Annotated in this window: 13 protein-coding genes; 4 read left to right on the forward strand and 9 right to left on the reverse strand. The window is 65.9% G+C overall.

All coding sequences use genetic code 11. From position 1 onward, the window contains the following. Window positions 1–66 precede the first annotated feature (66 nt). The 3 genes from nth to AC0GNR_RS00200 all read right to left on the reverse strand — a co-directional run bounded on the left by nth (window position 67) and on the right by AC0GNR_RS00200 (window position 3,239). Window positions 67–702: an endonuclease III gene (nth, locus tag AC0GNR_RS00190; protein ID WP_472899001.1), complete on the reverse strand. Its 636-nt coding sequence runs from the start codon at window positions 700–702 to the stop codon at window positions 67–69. Between the two features lie 32 nt (window positions 703–734). Continuing rightward, entirely contained in the window at window positions 735–2,216 is a 1,482-nt protein-coding gene (locus AC0GNR_RS00195) for a S8 family peptidase (RefSeq protein ID WP_472899002.1), read from the reverse strand. A 219-nt stretch (window positions 2,217–2,435) separates the two neighbouring features. Then, window positions 2,436–3,239, reverse strand: a complete 804-nt coding sequence (locus AC0GNR_RS00200; RefSeq protein WP_472899003.1) for an HDOD domain-containing protein — start codon at window positions 3,237–3,239, stop codon at window positions 2,436–2,438. A 195-nt stretch (window positions 3,240–3,434) separates the two neighbouring features. Between AC0GNR_RS00200 and AC0GNR_RS00205 the strand changes: the two genes are divergently transcribed. Next, window positions 3,435–4,637, forward strand: coding sequence for an aminotransferase-like domain-containing protein (locus tag AC0GNR_RS00205; RefSeq protein ID WP_472899004.1), 1,203 nt, complete (start codon window positions 3,435–3,437; stop codon window positions 4,635–4,637). A 46-nt stretch (window positions 4,638–4,683) separates the two neighbouring features. On the opposite strand, the gene AC0GNR_RS00210 is transcribed toward AC0GNR_RS00205, so the two are convergent. The 6 genes from AC0GNR_RS00210 to AC0GNR_RS00235 all read right to left on the reverse strand — a co-directional run bounded on the left by AC0GNR_RS00210 (window position 4,684) and on the right by AC0GNR_RS00235 (window position 10,571). Continuing rightward, on the reverse strand, window positions 4,684–5,238 hold the full coding sequence (locus tag AC0GNR_RS00210) for an NUDIX hydrolase (protein WP_472899005.1): 555 nt from the start codon (window positions 5,236–5,238) through the stop codon (window positions 4,684–4,686). Between the two features lie 98 nt (window positions 5,239–5,336). Beyond that, window positions 5,337–6,398, reverse strand: coding sequence for a TRAP transporter substrate-binding protein (locus AC0GNR_RS00215; RefSeq protein WP_472899006.1), 1,062 nt, complete (start codon window positions 6,396–6,398; stop codon window positions 5,337–5,339). A 197-nt stretch (window positions 6,399–6,595) separates the two neighbouring features. Next, window positions 6,596–7,291 (reverse strand): fumarylacetoacetate hydrolase family protein, encoded by a 696-nt coding sequence (locus AC0GNR_RS00220; RefSeq protein ID WP_472899007.1) that lies wholly within the window; start codon window positions 7,289–7,291, stop codon window positions 6,596–6,598. 60 nt (window positions 7,292–7,351) lie between these two features. After that, a complete protein-coding gene (locus AC0GNR_RS00225) occupies window positions 7,352–7,675 on the reverse strand; it encodes a 2Fe-2S iron-sulfur cluster-binding protein (RefSeq protein ID WP_472899008.1) in 324 nt (107 codons plus the stop codon). 26 nt (window positions 7,676–7,701) lie between these two features. Next, the gene (locus tag AC0GNR_RS00230; protein ID WP_472899009.1) at window positions 7,702–9,180 is read right to left on the reverse strand and encodes a glutamine synthetase family protein; all 1,479 of its coding nucleotides are present in this window, start codon (window positions 9,178–9,180) and stop codon (window positions 7,702–7,704) included. Further along, window positions 9,177–10,571 (reverse strand): Rieske 2Fe-2S domain-containing protein, encoded by a 1,395-nt coding sequence (locus AC0GNR_RS00235; RefSeq protein WP_472899010.1) that lies wholly within the window; start codon window positions 10,569–10,571, stop codon window positions 9,177–9,179. Before AC0GNR_RS00235 ends, AC0GNR_RS00230 begins: the two co-directional genes overlap by 4 nt. Before the next feature lie 76 nt (window positions 10,572–10,647). Between AC0GNR_RS00235 and AC0GNR_RS00240 the strand changes: the two genes are divergently transcribed. Genes AC0GNR_RS00240 through AC0GNR_RS00250 form a run of 3 tightly spaced genes read left to right on the forward strand, consistent with a single transcriptional unit; the run spans window position 10,648 to window position 13,883 of the window. After that, window positions 10,648–11,367: a GntR family transcriptional regulator gene (locus AC0GNR_RS00240; protein WP_472899011.1), complete on the forward strand. Its 720-nt coding sequence runs from the start codon at window positions 10,648–10,650 to the stop codon at window positions 11,365–11,367. Window positions 11,368–11,406: 39 nt separating this feature from the next. Beyond that, window positions 11,407–12,966 carry a thymidine phosphorylase family protein gene (locus tag AC0GNR_RS00245; RefSeq protein ID WP_472899012.1) on the forward strand — a complete coding sequence of 520 codons (1,560 nt, stop codon included), beginning with the start codon at window positions 11,407–11,409 and terminating at the stop codon, window positions 12,964–12,966. Continuing rightward, a complete protein-coding gene (locus tag AC0GNR_RS00250; RefSeq protein ID WP_472899013.1) occupies window positions 12,966–13,883 on the forward strand; it encodes a ribose-phosphate diphosphokinase in 918 nt (305 codons plus the stop codon). Before AC0GNR_RS00245 ends, AC0GNR_RS00250 begins: the two co-directional genes overlap by 1 nt. Window positions 13,884–13,928: the final 45 nt, after the last annotated feature.

Here is a 13,928-nt window from a genome sequence, read left to right on the forward strand (position 1 = left end):
CAGCGCTGTGCCGTTGCGGTGCTGGGCTGGCGTTGTTTCGTTCAGGTTGAATCCACCCTGGAATCATCAGCCCTGCGTTTTGGGCTTGTGGTCGCAATAAGCCGCCACCGCGCATTGGTGGCACAGCGGCTTGCGCGCCTGGCACACATAGCGGCCCAGCAAGATCAGCCAGTGGTGGGAATCCACCGCGTAGGCAGCGGGCACGCGCTTCAACAGCTGCAGCTCCACCGCCAGCGGCGTTTTGCCCGGCGCCAGGCCGGTGCGGTTGCTGACGCGAAAAATGTGCGTGTCCACCGCCATGGTGGGCTGGCCAAAGGCCACGTTCAGCACCACGTTGGCGGTTTTGCGGCCCACGCCCGGCAGGGCTTCCAGCGCTTCGCGGGTGCCCGGCACCTCGCCGCCGTGCTGCTCCACCAGCATGCGGCAGGTCTCCATCAGGTGACGGGCCTTGCTGCGGTACAGGCCAATCGTCTTGATGTAACCCTCAAGGCCCTCCAGCCCCAGGTCCAGAATCTTCTGCGGCGTGTTGGCCACAGGGAACAGCTTGCGGGTGGCCTTGTTCACACCCACGTCGGTAGCCTGGGCCGACAGCAACACCGCCGCCAGCAGCTCGAACACGCTGGTGTACTCCAGCTCGGTCTGGGGCGTCGGGTTGGCTGCTTTCAGCGTGGCGAAGAAGGATTCGATCTGGGCGGGTTTCATGGGCGCCAAGTCTATCCGTGCGCCCCCTGTCTTCAGTCGTTGGGGTCGTACACGCCGGCGGCGGGTTGCACCGGGGGCAGCGCACCGTCGGGCGGCAGCGGGGCCGCCAGCAGGGCCGCCGCGTTGATGACGCCGCTGCCGTATTCGGTGGTGTCCCATGTCGCAGGTCCCACCGCCGTCTGGCGCAGCAGGTGTTTGAAGACGCGCGGAATCTGCCAACAGCCGCCTGCGGCATAGCGGCTGTGCAGGTTGGGCACGCCATGGTACGCGAGCCAGAGCGCGGCCACGCCCGAGCACAGCGCCGTGCCATACGAGGTGCCGTCACCGTCCATTTTGGGCTCGATGCCGGTGGCGGCAGTGCCCGGCGGCAACGGCTGCGCCCTGACGCGGCGTATCACGTCGGACGGCGCGCACAGGTCCACATACTGGCCCCGCGCGCTGCCCGACCACGGTCGCATGCCGGGCCCCACGCCGCCCATGGTGATGCAGCGGTTGTAGCGCCCGGGGTAAATGACCTCGCCCCAGACATTGCCCGCCGCGCAGGCTACGATGACACCGCGTTCGTAAGCGTAGTCCAGTGCATTGGACAGGTGCTGGCTGCCAAACAGTGCGCCCAGCGAAATGTTGATGACGCCGCAGCCTCCGTCTACCGCTTGGCGTATGGCCGCGCCCACTTTGTCCTTCACGTGGTCGATGATCACCGAGTCGGTCACGCGGTAAGGCACGATGGCGGCGCCCGGTGCTGCGCCATAAAAGGGCGGCTCCACCCCGTCCACCAGAAAGCCCGCTATGGTGCAGCTGGTGCGGGTGCCATGGCCGGGAAAACCGGGCAGCCATTCGTCGCGCGGGTCGGGGTGGTGGGGTCCGTCCCAGAAGTCGTAGCCGTCGCTGACCTTCACCGTGCTGCTGTGACCGCCGCTCCAGGCCAGCGCGCTGTGTTCGGTGTAGCCGGTGTCGATGTGGCCCACGCGTATGTCAGCCCAGGGCAGGGCGCCCTGAAACTGCGGGTCGCTCGCAAACAGCTCCCAGGCATTCACCACGTTGGCGCCACGCTCGTCCAAATGCCAGTCAAACGGGCCGCGAAACGGCGGCGCAAGCGCGCTAGCGGCGTGCAGCGTGTGCGCCCGGGGCGCCTGGCCGGTTTTTGAGAGTTTGGCAGCGGCTTGCGGGGTGGCTGCTCCCACGCTGCCACGCTGCGTCATGGCAAACAGCAAGTTGCGGCTCAGGCGGGTGACGGACCGAGCGCCCCATTGGCGCAGTTGCTCGTCCCAGGCTGCGTCAGACGCCAGCGCCCCGGCCTGGCGGGCCTGCTGCTCGGCGGCTTGTGGAATCACAAATACCTGGCTGCTGGGGCCGGGGGTCAGGCAGGCCAGCGTGCGCGTGTTGCCGAGTGCGGTTTGCAACTGCCTTAAAAAGCGCTTTTGTGCCCGCTCACCTGCAGGAAGTTGCACGCTGGTGATCCACGCGTCGCCCACTTCCTGGTGGCGATCGTTGGCCGGCGGGGGTTTGGGCATGGCGTCCTCCTGTGCGTGGAAGCTTACGGCGGTGTTGCGCCGGGCAAGCGTATTTCGCCACAGGAGGGGCTGCGTTGACCATCCTCAACAAGGGGGGAAAGGTCCGTTCGGTTGGGCGCTTTTGCGGAGGGAAACACCGGGGCCCCCCGCAGCCACTGCGCTGGCCGGGCTGTCTCCAGCGCCCTTGAACGGGTTGCTTGGCAGGAAACGGATTCCTGCTCAATGCAGGCGCGAGGCGTCTACATAGCGCTGGGCCTGTGGCAAGCGCTCACTGATCCAGATCGGGTCCAGGTTCAAAGCGGTCAATACATCGACAGGGAGACCGTCCACGGCGCTCGGGGTGGGCGCTGCGGCCAGCAACTCGGCCACGTGCAGCACGGCGCCCAGGCGCGAAAACGGCTGGGCAGCCATGGGGTCGGCTGCAGCGTCCAGCGCCCGGACCATGTTGTCGGGAAAATTCCAGCAGCGCGCCAGCTCGGCGCTCACCTGTCCTTCGGTCAAGCCCAGCAGCGCGTTTTGACGCTGCCAACGCTCACCCGGCGCCTGCGGCTGACGCTCGAACTCCGCCACGCACGACGGCGATTTCATGCCCATGATCAGCTCGCCCAGGCGCACCATAAAACCCGTGAGCCAGGCTTGTTCGCTGTCCGACCCCATGCTGCTCGCCAGCCACTGGCTCATACCGCCATAGGTTTGGCTGGCACGCCAAAAGGCCTCCCGGTCAATACCGTGCGCGACCGGAAAGGCGTCGTTGAAGCACGAAGCCAGCGCCAACGCGCGCACCTGGTTCACGCCCACGCGGGCAATCGCTTCGTCCAGCGTGCTCACTTTCTCTCGGTTGCCGTAGTGGGCGCTGTTGGCCAGTCGCAGCAATTGCACGGCCAGGGCGGGGTCGCGGGCAATGGCCTCACGCAATTCGGCCAGGGGCACATCGTCTTCGTTCAGCGATCGGATCAGATCGCTGGCTACCTCGGGCATCGTGGGCAAGGTCAGGTCTTTGAAGAAAGCGGCGGCGGTGGTCATCAAGGGGTTCTCCGAAACTGACTCGTGTTCATCAGGTAAATTTATGCGCATTCGCCACGCAGCCAAGGCCGGAAAACGGCTGGAAACCACAGCCATTTGGTTGGCGTGGTCTGTCGTACCGAACGGCACGAGCCCCACGACCCAGGGGCGCTAACATCAAGCCCAACGCTTTTCACCCCGTTGCAAAACACCGCCATGCCCTTCAATACGCCCTTTGCCGACCGCCTCAACAACGTTGAAACCTCCGCCATCCGCGAACTCTTCAAGCTGCTGGGCAAGCCCGGCATCATCAGTTTTGCGGGGGGCTTTCCTGACAGCGCCATGTTTGACGTGGACGGCATCCGCGAAGCCGTGAACGCCGCGCTGACCGAAGAAGCCGGCGCCGCCCTGCAATACGGCGCCACCGAGGGCTACAACCCGCTGCGCGAGCAGCTGGCCGACTTCATGACCAGCAAGGGCAACACCAGCGTGAAGCCCGAAGACCTGATCGTCACCACCGGCAGCCAGCAAGCGCTGGATTTGCTGGGCAAAACCCTCATTTCCCCCGGCGACAAGGTCATCGTCGAAGGGCCCACCTTTTTGGCCACCATCCAGTGCTTTCGCCTGTATGGCGCCGAGCTCATCACCGCGCCGGTGGACGGCCATGGCGTGAAGACCGACGAGCTGGAGCAGCTGATCGAACAGCACAAGCCCAAATTCGTCTACCTCATCCCCACCTTTGGCAACCCCAGCGGGGCCATGCTCAGCCTGGAGCGCCGCCAGCGTGTGCTGGAAATGGCGGTGAAGCACAACACACTGATCGTGGAAGACGACCCCTACGGCGACCTCTACTTTGGCGAAGCCCCACCGCCCAGCCTATTGGCCTTGAGCGCCAGCGTGCCTGGCAGCCGCGACCTGCTGGTGCACTGCGGCAGCTTGAGCAAGGTGCTCAGCCCTGGCCTGCGCGTGGGCTGGATGGTCGGCCCCGCCGAGCTGCTGGGCAAAGCCACCATGTGCAAACAATTCAGCGACGCCCACACCAGCACCTTTGCCCAGGCCACCGCGGCGCAGTACCTGAAAGCCGGCCGCATGCCTGCCACGCTGGCCAAGGTGCGCGCCGTGTACGCCGAGCGCGCCAGCACCATGGGCAATGCCCTGCGGCGCGAGCTGGGCGATGCTATTGAATTCGTGCAACCGCAAGGCGGTTTGTTCGTGTGGGCCCGCCTTACCGGCGCTGGCGGCCAGGTGGCCGACGGCGGTGAGCTGGCCAAACGCGCGATTGAAAAAGGCGTGGCCTTTGTGCCCGGCGCGCCGTTCTATGCCAACAACCCCGACCACGCCACCCTGCGCCTGAGCTTTGCGACGGTGGGGGTGGAGAAGATTGAAGAGGGTGTGGGGCGCTTGGCTCAGGCCATCTGACGTGTCGCAGCCTGGCGCCGTGGAGGCGCTGGGCTCCCAGGCGCCCTCAGGCGATGTCGATGGCGTGAAAGCCGAACTGCCCGCGCTGGCGGTCGGCAAAGTAGTGTTCCAGGGTTTCCTTGACGGTGCGAAACGCGATCTCGTCCCAGGGAATCTCGGCTTCGGTGAACAGGCGGGCCTCGATGGTTTCCACGCCGGGGTTGAACTGGTCGCTCAGCAGGCGGGCGCGGTAGTACATGTGCACCTGGCCCACGCGGGCCACGTTCATCAGGGTGAAGATGTCGCCCATCTCAAACTGCGCACCAGCTTCTTCCACCGTTTCACGGGCCGCGCCCTGGGCGGTGGTTTCGTTCAGCTCCATGAAGCCGGCGGGCAAGGTCCATTTGCCAAAGCGGGGCTCGATGTTGCGTTTGCAGAGCAACACGTATTCACCCGAGGCGCCCCACACCGGGACGGTGCCCACCACGTTGAGCGGGTTTTCGTAGTGGATGGTGTTGCAAACGGTGCAAACGGCGCGGGGTTTGGTGTCGCCGTCATCGGGGATGCGGTAGGCGACGGGGGAACCACATTGTCTGCAGTGTTGTATGGGGCTGCGGTGCATGTGCAAAGTGTAGGGGGAAACAAAAAGGGCTCCTTGCGGAGCCCTTGGAGTCACGGTGCGGGTGCGGGGTATTGACCGCACCGGCGCGTGGATTGGGATCAGGCCTTTTTGGCGCCGGTGGTCTTGCCGTGCTTTTCGATCAGCGCCTTGGCGGTGTCCAGCAGTTGCTTGCCGTTGAAGCCGCGCTTGTCCATGTCCTGCATCCATTCCACTTCCACCAGGCGGGCTTTGCGCTTGAATTCCTGCGCTTCGGCGGCCGGGATGGTGTAGATCGAGTTGCCTTGCTTCACGGCCGATTCGCGGCCTGGCACGTCGCCACCCTGCTGGACCTTGCCCAGCCAGGCCGAGGTTTCCATGCCGGAATTTTTGTCGATGACGGCCTTCAGGTCGGGCGGCAACGAGGCGTACTTGGCCTTGTTCATGGCCATGATGAAGGTGGTGGTGTACAGGGCGCCGCCAGCGGGGTCAAACTCGCTGTGGAACTTGGTCAGCTCGTGCACCTTGACGGACGGCACCACTTCCCAAGGAATCACGCAACCGTCGATCACGCCTTTGGACAGCGCATCCGGAATTTGCGGCAGCGGCATGCCCACGGGCGAGGCGCCCAGGTAAGACAGCATCTTGGTGATCTGGCGGGTGGGGCCGCGCACCTTGGAGCCGCGCAGGTCTTCAGCGGTCTTGATCTGCTTGCTGCGCATGTGGAACATGCCGGGGCCGTGCACCTGCAGGGCAATCGGCTGCACTTCGCGGAACTCGTCTTTGGCCACGGTTTGCACGTATTCCCAGAAGGCTTTGGACGTGGCTTCGGCGTTGTTCATCATGAACGGCAGCTCGAACGCTTCGATGCGCGGGAAGCGGCCTGGTGTGTTGCCGGGCAAGGTCCAGACAATGTCGACCACGCCGTCTTTGGCCTGGTCGTACAGCTGCACCGGTGAGCCACCGAGCTGCATGGCGGGATAGCCTTCGAACTTGATGCGGCCGCCCGAGTCTTTGGTGACCTTGTCCATCCAGGCCTTGTGCATGTTGAGCCACACATTGGACTGTGGCGACATGAAGGTGTGGAACTTGAGCGTGACGCTTTGCTGGGCAAAGCCCACCAGGGCGGGGGCGCCGAGGGCCACGGCGGCACCGGATTGGAGCAGGGTTCTGCGCTGGATCATGGGGATGTTCTCCTGGAGGACGGGCTGGAAAGAATGCTTGGAAAAGACCACGCAAGGGTACGGGTTTTGGACGGTCGTTGGCTACAGGTCAAACCCGCAAAACCTGGGCTGATGAAGTCAATTGAAATTTAACTAGGTGAAATTAATTTCACTAAAAGAAATTATAAAGAACCGGTTCACAGGGTAAACCCGTGGTTTTAGGCCACCTTGATGCTGATGGGTGTCAGGCCATCCACACCGCCGGTCATGGTGTCGCCCTGCACCACAGCGCCAACGCCCTCGGGCGTGCCGGTGTAGATCAGATCGCCAGCCTGCAGTTCCCAGGCTTGGGACAGGTGCTCAATGGTTTCGGCCACGCTCCAGATGAGTTTGGCCACGTTGCTGCGCTGGCGGTCGAGTCCGTTCACCTGCACCCAGATGGCGGCGTGGTGGATGTCGCCAGCCTGCGCGGCAGGGGTGATGGGGCCGATGGGTGCCGAGTGGTCGTAGGCCTTGCCGATGCACCAGGGGCGGCCCTGTTTTTTCATGTCGTTTTGCAGGTCGCGGCGGGTCATGTCCAGGCCCACGGCGTAGCCGTAAATGTGGCGCGAGGCGTCTTGGGCGCGGATGTTGCGCCCGCCCTGGCCAATGGCCACCACCAGCTCGATTTCATGGTGCAGGTTGCTGGTTAGGCTGGGGTAGGGAATGGTGGCGGTCTGGCCCGCGTCGGCCACCACGAGGGTGTCGGCCGGCTTGAGAAAAAAGAACGGCGGTTCGCGCCCGGTGAACCCCATTTCTTTGGCGTGTTCTTCGTAGTTGCGGCCCACGCAGTAAATGCGGTGCACCGGGAAGCGCTCGGCGGTGCCGAGCACCGGCACGGACACAACAGCGGGAGGCGTGAAGACGAAGCTCATGGGGTTTCCTTGGCGGTTGTCGGTGAACGATCTTATCGGTGCCGCTGGGGTGCGTTGCGTTCAGTGCTGCGCGGCTGGCAGGCGCACCACCAGGCCGTCCAGCTCGGGGGTGAGCTGGATCTGGCAGCTCAGACGGCTGTCAGGCTCCACCGGGCTGGCGGCAAAGTCTAGCATGTCGGTCTCGTCGGCCACGGGCGGCGGCAGTTGTTTGGCCCACACGGGGTCGACGATGACATGGCAGGTGGCGCAGGTGAGGGTGCCGCCGCAGTCGCCTTCAATGCCGCGGATGTTGGCTTCGGTGGCGGCCTTCATGAGGCTTTGGCCGGGCGCAGCCTGGAGGTCTTGCACAGTGTGGTCGGCAGAGATGAAGCGGATGTGGATCATGGTCGGTCGTGGTGAAGGTGTCGGGTTCAGAGGCGGGCAAAGTATTCGCGGCGCTCGAAGTCGGATTTGTCTTTGGCGTCGGCGTGGCGCTCTATTTCGTGTTGCTTGATGCGGCAGAAATAGCGCACGAAGTCTTCGCCCAGGCTGGCGCGCAGCGCCTCGTCTGCCTGCAGCGCGGCCAGCGCCTCGCCCAGCGAGGTGGGTATTTTCTCGCCGGTTTCGGCGTAGGGCGTTTCGCAGGCGGGGGGCGGTTGCAGGCGCTGCGCCAGGCCATCGAGCCCGGCGTGTATTTGCGAGGCCATGTACAGGTAGGGGTTGGCGGCGGGCTCGCCCAGGCGGTTTTCAATGCGGGTGGCGGGGTCGCCCGCGCCACCCACCACGCGCAGCATCGCGCCCCGGTTGTCTTGCCCCCAGATGACCGACTGCGGTGCCAGCGCGTTGGGCCGAAAGCGGGCGAAGCCGTTGATGGTGGGGGTGCAGAGTGCGCTCATGCCCCGGGCGTGGGCCAGCAGGCCGGCGAGCCAGTGGCTGGCGGTGTCCGACAGGGTGTGCTGCGCGTCCAGCGGTGTGGTGCTGGGCGCGGGGCTGTTGCGCATGCAGGCGTTGTGGCCTTCTGCCAGGCTCACCAGCGACTGATGCAGGTGCCAGCCGCTGGACATGATGTGGGGAAACGGGGGGCGGCACATGAAGGTGGCGTGGTAGCCGGCGCGGCGCAGCGCCTGGCGCACGCCGTTGCGAAACAGCACCATCTGGTCGGCGGCGGTCAGTGCGTCGGTGGCGTCAAACACCGCTTCCACCTGGCTGGGGCCGAGCTCGATTTCCAGCGATTGCAGTGGCAAGCCCAGCGCCTGCGCGGTGCGCATGACGATACCCAGCGGCTCGTCGGCCATGTCGATCATGGCTTCGGCCTGCAGGTTGTAGCCGGGGTGGATCATTTCCACCGTGGGTGGCAGGCCGGGCCAGCCGGCCAGTTCGGGGTCGAGCTGTGGTGATGTGTCGGTGATGCGGTAGATGTGAAATTCCACCTCCAGCCCGGTCTTGAGCCCGTAGCCGGCCTGGGCCAGCCGCGCCAGCGCTTGCTGCAGCACATGGCGCGTGTCCAGCGCCACCGGCGTGCCGTCGGCAAACCAGGGCTGGCAGCGCAGCCAGCCGGTGTGGGCTTGCCAGGGCAGGGGGGTGAAGCTGGTCGGGTCGGGCAGCAGCATGAGGTTGGCGGCGCCGGCAAAGCCAGGCAGGTCGGCCGTGCCTCCGGGCTCAAACACCTTCCAGGCAGTGCGGTCGGCGGTGTCTTTCAGCATCATGGTGCCCACCATGCCCGAGCCATCGCGCAGCGCCTTGATGGCGGCATGGGCCATGAGTGTTTTGCCGCGCAGCATGCCGTGCGCGTCGCACCAGCCCAGGCGCACGCGCTCGATGCCGCTGGCTTCGATCAGGTGGGCAGTTTGCAGGCAGGCGGCTTCGCGGGCGGCGTTGTGCACGCCGCAGCGGTGGGCAAAGTGGCTCATGCCGCGCCCGCCGTGTCGTTGGCCGGGGCTTCGGCGGGTGCAGCCGGGTTGCGCCACGGGGCCGCTGCGCGTTTGGCTTGCACCGCAGCTTGCCACCAGGCTTGCCAGTCTTGCGCGGGGGCAATGCCATCCACCGTGTCGGGCCCGCTGATGTGGGCGTGCTGGGCGGCATCGGCCACGCCCGGCGGTATGCCGCCTTGCTCCACCGTGTCCAGGGCTTGCAGCAGCATGCGCCGGTTGGCCAGGATCACCTTGTCGGTGGTGCCCAGGTGCTCGCGGGTGCGGTCCTGTATGGCGCCCATGCTTTCGCAGGCCCATTGGTCGTGCACGTTGATGTCGTCTTCGCCCATGCCCAGGTAGGTGCGGTTGTGCTGTTCTTCGGCGTTGAAACCCCAGTGGTTGTGGCGGCCCGACTTGGGCACGTAGTCGGGCAGCGTCACCGTGGCCAGGCGCTGGTTGCGCATGGTGGTTTTGTCCACCGGGCCGTCGAAGCTGGTGAAAAAGGCGTACCAGTAGTTGTGCGTGTCGTCCACCGGCACATGCATTTGTGTGATGGTCATGGTTTCGGACAACGGGATCACAAAGGTCTGCGGAAATACCGCGTTGGTCACGCGCACATGGGTCAGCGCGTCGGTCATTTTGCGCAGCGCGGTCAGGCGCAGACCGTAGGGCATGGCCTCAAACGAAATCTCGGGTTGGCCAAACTCGCGCATCACCCGCGTCATGGGCCAGCGCTCGCCGCCCACCTCGCCCGCGCTGGCGCCGCGAAACTGCTTGCCGTAGCTGTCTTCCAGCGAGCCGTCGTTGAAAAAGCGGTGCAGGTACGAGGCGTGTGCCGGGTCAATGCCCACTTCCAGCGACTGAAGCCAGTTGCAGTGCCACAGGCCTTTGAAGGCAAAGCTGTGGCTGGCCGGGGCTTCAAAGCAGTCGAGCGCGGGGAAGGGCGGCGGCGTGCTGCCCTCGGGGCCGAGCCACGCAAACAAGGTGCCCGCTTTTTCCAGCAGCGGGTAACTGCGCTGGCGGATGCGGCTGCAGAGCTTGCTGCCCGCGGGCTCGCCCGGTGTCTCGGTGCACTGGCCGCTCACGTCAAATTTCCAGCCATGAAACGGGCAGCGCAGGCCATCACCCTCATTGCGGCCGTAGGCCAGGTCGGCGCCGCGGTGTGGGCAGTCTCGGTCGAGCAGGCCATAGCCGCCTTCGGCATTGCGAAACAGCACCAGGTCTTGCCCCAGCACGCGCACCGCCTTCACCGGGCGCACCGCCATGGCCGGGTCCAGCGCGGGGTCAAACTCGTCGAGCAGGGCCACCGGTTGCCAGTAGTGGCGCAGCAGCGCGCCCCCGGGTGTGCCGGGGCCTACCCGGGTGATGCGTTCGTTGTGTTCGGCTTTCATGGCGTCTCCGGCGGCGGTTGGGTGTGAAATGGCTAAACGGTATACCGTTTTGTGGTTTCAGTGTACAGTTTGTGCCATGAACCTGCAAGACACCGTATTGATGCAATTGCGCGACCTGATCCTGAGCGGTGAGTTCGCGCCGGGGCACCGTCTGGCCGAGCAGCAACTGGCCGAGCGACTGGGGGCTTCGCGCACACCCGTGCGCGGCGCCCTGGTGACGCTGGAGCAGGAGGGACTGGTGGAGGCCAACGACACCGGCAAATACCTGGTGCGCCAGTTCACCGCGCAAGAGGTGGCCGACGCCATTGCCGTGCGTGGGCACCTGGAAGGCATGGCCGCGCGCCTGGTGGCCGAACACGGCGTGCCGCGCCAGTTGCAGGGCGAGCTGCAGGCCTGCCTGGACGAGGGCGACCGCCTGCTGGCCGAGCACCCGCTGACGATGGAAAGCTATGCCGCTTATGCCCTCATGAACGACCGCTTCCACGCGCTGCTGCTGGAGGCCTGCGGCAACCGCGCCTTGCAGCGCGCCGTGGCGCTGAACGACAAGCTGCCGTTTGCCCCGGCGTCGGCCATGCTGCCGATGCAGGGCACGGTGGCGCTGGACCGCGACTGGATGCTCTACGCCCACCGGCAGCACCACATGCTGTTTGACGCGCTCAAGCGCGGCGAGGGCGCGCGCGCACAGGCGCTGGCGGCCGAACACACCGAGGTGGCGCAAATGAACATGCGCCTGGCGCTGGAGCGGCGGGCCGAGTCCGAGCAGGTGATGCCGGTGATGCGGCTGGTGGTGGGCTGATCTGTTTTTGCTCGGTTCAAGCCGGTGTATCGTGGCGGCATGGAGACACACAAAGACCCCCCAGCCAGCCTCACGCTCAAACGCGTGGCCATCGACACCTACCACGAGAACGTGGCCTACCTGCACCGCGACTGCGCGGTTTACCGTGCTGAAGGTTTTCAGGCCCTGTCCAAGGTGGAGATCCGGGCCAACGGCAAGCGCATTTTGGCGTCGCTCAATGTGGTGGACGACGCCAGCATCGTCGGCTGCAACGAGCTCGGTGTGTCGGAAGACGCCTTTGCCCGGCTCGAAGTGGCCGACGGACACCCCGCTTCGGTGTCGCAGGCCGAACCGCCGGAGTCCATTCCGGCGCTGTTTCGCAAAATCAACGGCGAGCGCCTCACGCGCGAAGACTTCCACGCCATCGTGCGCGACATCGCCGAGCTGCGCTATTCCAAGATCGAGCTGACCGCCTTTGTGGTGGCCAGCAACCGCAGCGAGCTGGACCGCGAAGAGGTGTACTTTTTGTCCGAAGCCATGGTGGCCAGTGGCCGCCGCCTGGACTGGCGCGAACCGCTGGTGGTGGACAAGCACTGCATTGGCGGCATCCCGGGCAACCGCACGTCCATGCTGGTGGTGCCCATCGTGGCGGCTTACGGGCTGGTGTTTCCCAAAACCTCGTCGCGCGCCATCACCTCGCCCGCCGGCACCGCCGACACCATGGAGGTGCTGGCCAATGTGGAGCTGCCGTTTGACCAGCTCACCGAAATTGTGCGCGAGCACAAGGGCTGCCTGGCCTGGGGCGGCACGGCCGACCTGTCACCCGCCGACGACGTGCTGATCTCGGTGGAGCGCCCGCTGTCCATTGACTCGCCGGGGCAAATGGTCGCATCCATCCTGTCGAAAAAAATCGCGGCGGGCGCCACGCATTTGGTGCTCGACATTCCCATTGGCCCCACCGCCAAGGTGCGGTCCATGCCCGAAGCGCAGCGCCTGCGCCGGTTGTTTGAATACGTGGCGCAGCGCATGCACCTGTCGCTGGACGTGGTGATCACCGATGGCCGCCAACCCGTAGGCCGGGGCGTGGGCCCGGTGCTGGAAGCGCGCGACGTGATGCAGGTGCTGGAAAACGACCCGCAAGCGCCCGACGACCTGCGCCAAAAGTCGCTGCGGCTGGCTGGGCGTATCATCGAATGCAGCCCCGACGTGCGCGGTGGCGATGGCTTCAAGATCGCCAGGGACATCCTCGACTCGGGCCGCGCGCTGGCGCACATGCGCGCCATCATCGCCGCGCAGGGCGGGCGGGATTTTGACCACCACCACCCGGCGCTGGGTGCGCTCACGCTCGACGTGTTGGCCGCTGAGTCCGGCGTGGTGACCGGCATCGACAACCTGCAAATGGCCCAAATTGCCCGCCTGGCTGGGGCGCCCAAGGTGAAGGGTGCCGGGGTGGACCTGATGCGCAAACTGGGCGAGCCGGTGGCCGTGGGCGATGTGCTCTACCGCGTGTACGCCAGCTACCCCGCCGACCTGGAATTTGCCCGCCAGGCCAGCGCCCGTTCCCACGGCTTCAGCATCGGCAGCGCCGAGCAGGTGCCCCATGTTTTTGTGGAGTTTTGATGACCGAAACCTTGGCCGACACCGCAGGTTGCCTGCTGTGTTTTGAAGACGAACAAGCCCCCGCCCAAGCCGCCGCCAGCGCCACCGGGCTGGCACTGGCCGTGGTGGTGCGCCACCGCTTTCCCGACGGCGAGGTGCGCCTGCGTCTGCCGGCCAGCCTGCCCGCGCGGGTGGTGGTGTGGCGCGGCCTGCACCAGCCCAACGAAAAGCTGGTCGAGCTGCTGCTGCTGGCGCAAACTGCGCGCACGCTGGGTGCCCGGCACCTCACGCTGGTGGCGCCTTACCTGGCGTACATGCGGCAAGACATTGCGTTCAACCCCGGCGAGGCCATCAGCCAGCGGGTGGTGGGCGCTTTTCTGGCCACGCTGTTTGACGCCGTGATCACCGTCGACCCGCACCTGCACCGCGTGGCCACCCTGGAAGAGGCCGTGCCCGTGCCCGACGCGGTGGTGCTCAGCGGCGCGCCGCTGCTGGCCGACCACATTGCCGCCCAGCGTGGCGACGTGGTGCTGGTCGGCCCCGACGAAGAAGCCCTGCAATGGGTGGCGGTGGCCGCCCAGCGCCACGGCTGGGCGTACGCCGTGTGCCGCAAAACCCGCCATGGCGACCGGCAGGTGGACATTGAGCTGCCCGCCTTGCCGGTGGCCGGGCGCGCGGTGGTGCTGATCGACGATGTGGCCAGCTCCGGCCACACCCTGGCGCGCGCCGCTGAGTTGCTGAGCGCAGCCGGCGCTGCGTCGGTGGACGTGGCGGTGACCCACGCGCTGTTTGCCCCCGGCGCCGAGCAGCTGGTGCGCCACGCTGGCGTGGGCGCCATCTGGAGCACCGACTGCATTGCCCACCCCAGCAATGCGGTGAGCATCGTGCCGGCGGTGGCGGCTGCGCTTCGGGCTCTGCCGGGTTTTCCCAAAGTTTGACCCCCTTTTCTTTTCCGCGTCGCCACGGCATCGGTATCACGGGCC

The sequence above is a fragment of the Hydrogenophaga sp. LT287 genome, assembly GCF_055702805.1.

Coding starts and splice junctions, on each gene's coding strand:
- AC0GNR_RS00220 (WP_472899007.1), bottom strand. CDS start 7,291: ATGAGCTTCGTCTTCACGCCTCCCGCTGTTGTGTCCGTGCCGGTGCTC.
- AC0GNR_RS00250 (WP_472899013.1), top strand. CDS start 12,966: ATGACCGAAACCTTGGCCGACACCGCAGGTTGCCTGCTGTGTTTTGAA.
- AC0GNR_RS00210 (WP_472899005.1), bottom strand. CDS start 5,238: ATGCACCGCAGCCCCATACAACACTGCAGACAATGTGGTTCCCCCGTC.
- AC0GNR_RS00240 (WP_472899011.1), top strand. CDS start 10,648: ATGAACCTGCAAGACACCGTATTGATGCAATTGCGCGACCTGATCCTG.
- AC0GNR_RS00230 (WP_472899009.1), bottom strand. CDS start 9,180: ATGAGCCACTTTGCCCACCGCTGCGGCGTGCACAACGCCGCCCGCGAA.
- AC0GNR_RS00215 (WP_472899006.1), bottom strand. CDS start 6,398: ATGATCCAGCGCAGAACCCTGCTCCAATCCGGTGCCGCCGTGGCCCTC.
- nth (WP_472899001.1), bottom strand. CDS start 702: ATGAAACCCGCCCAGATCGAATCCTTCTTCGCCACGCTGAAAGCAGCC.
- AC0GNR_RS00225 (WP_472899008.1), bottom strand. CDS start 7,675: ATGATCCACATCCGCTTCATCTCTGCCGACCACACTGTGCAAGACCTC.
- AC0GNR_RS00205 (WP_472899004.1), top strand. CDS start 3,435: ATGCCCTTCAATACGCCCTTTGCCGACCGCCTCAACAACGTTGAAACC.
- AC0GNR_RS00200 (WP_472899003.1), bottom strand. CDS start 3,239: ATGACCACCGCCGCCGCTTTCTTCAAAGACCTGACCTTGCCCACGATG.
- AC0GNR_RS00245 (WP_472899012.1), top strand. CDS start 11,407: ATGGAGACACACAAAGACCCCCCAGCCAGCCTCACGCTCAAACGCGTG.
- AC0GNR_RS00235 (WP_472899010.1), bottom strand. CDS start 10,571: ATGAAAGCCGAACACAACGAACGCATCACCCGGGTAGGCCCCGGCACA.
- AC0GNR_RS00195 (WP_472899002.1), bottom strand. CDS start 2,216: ATGCCCAAACCCCCGCCGGCCAACGATCGCCACCAGGAAGTGGGCGAC.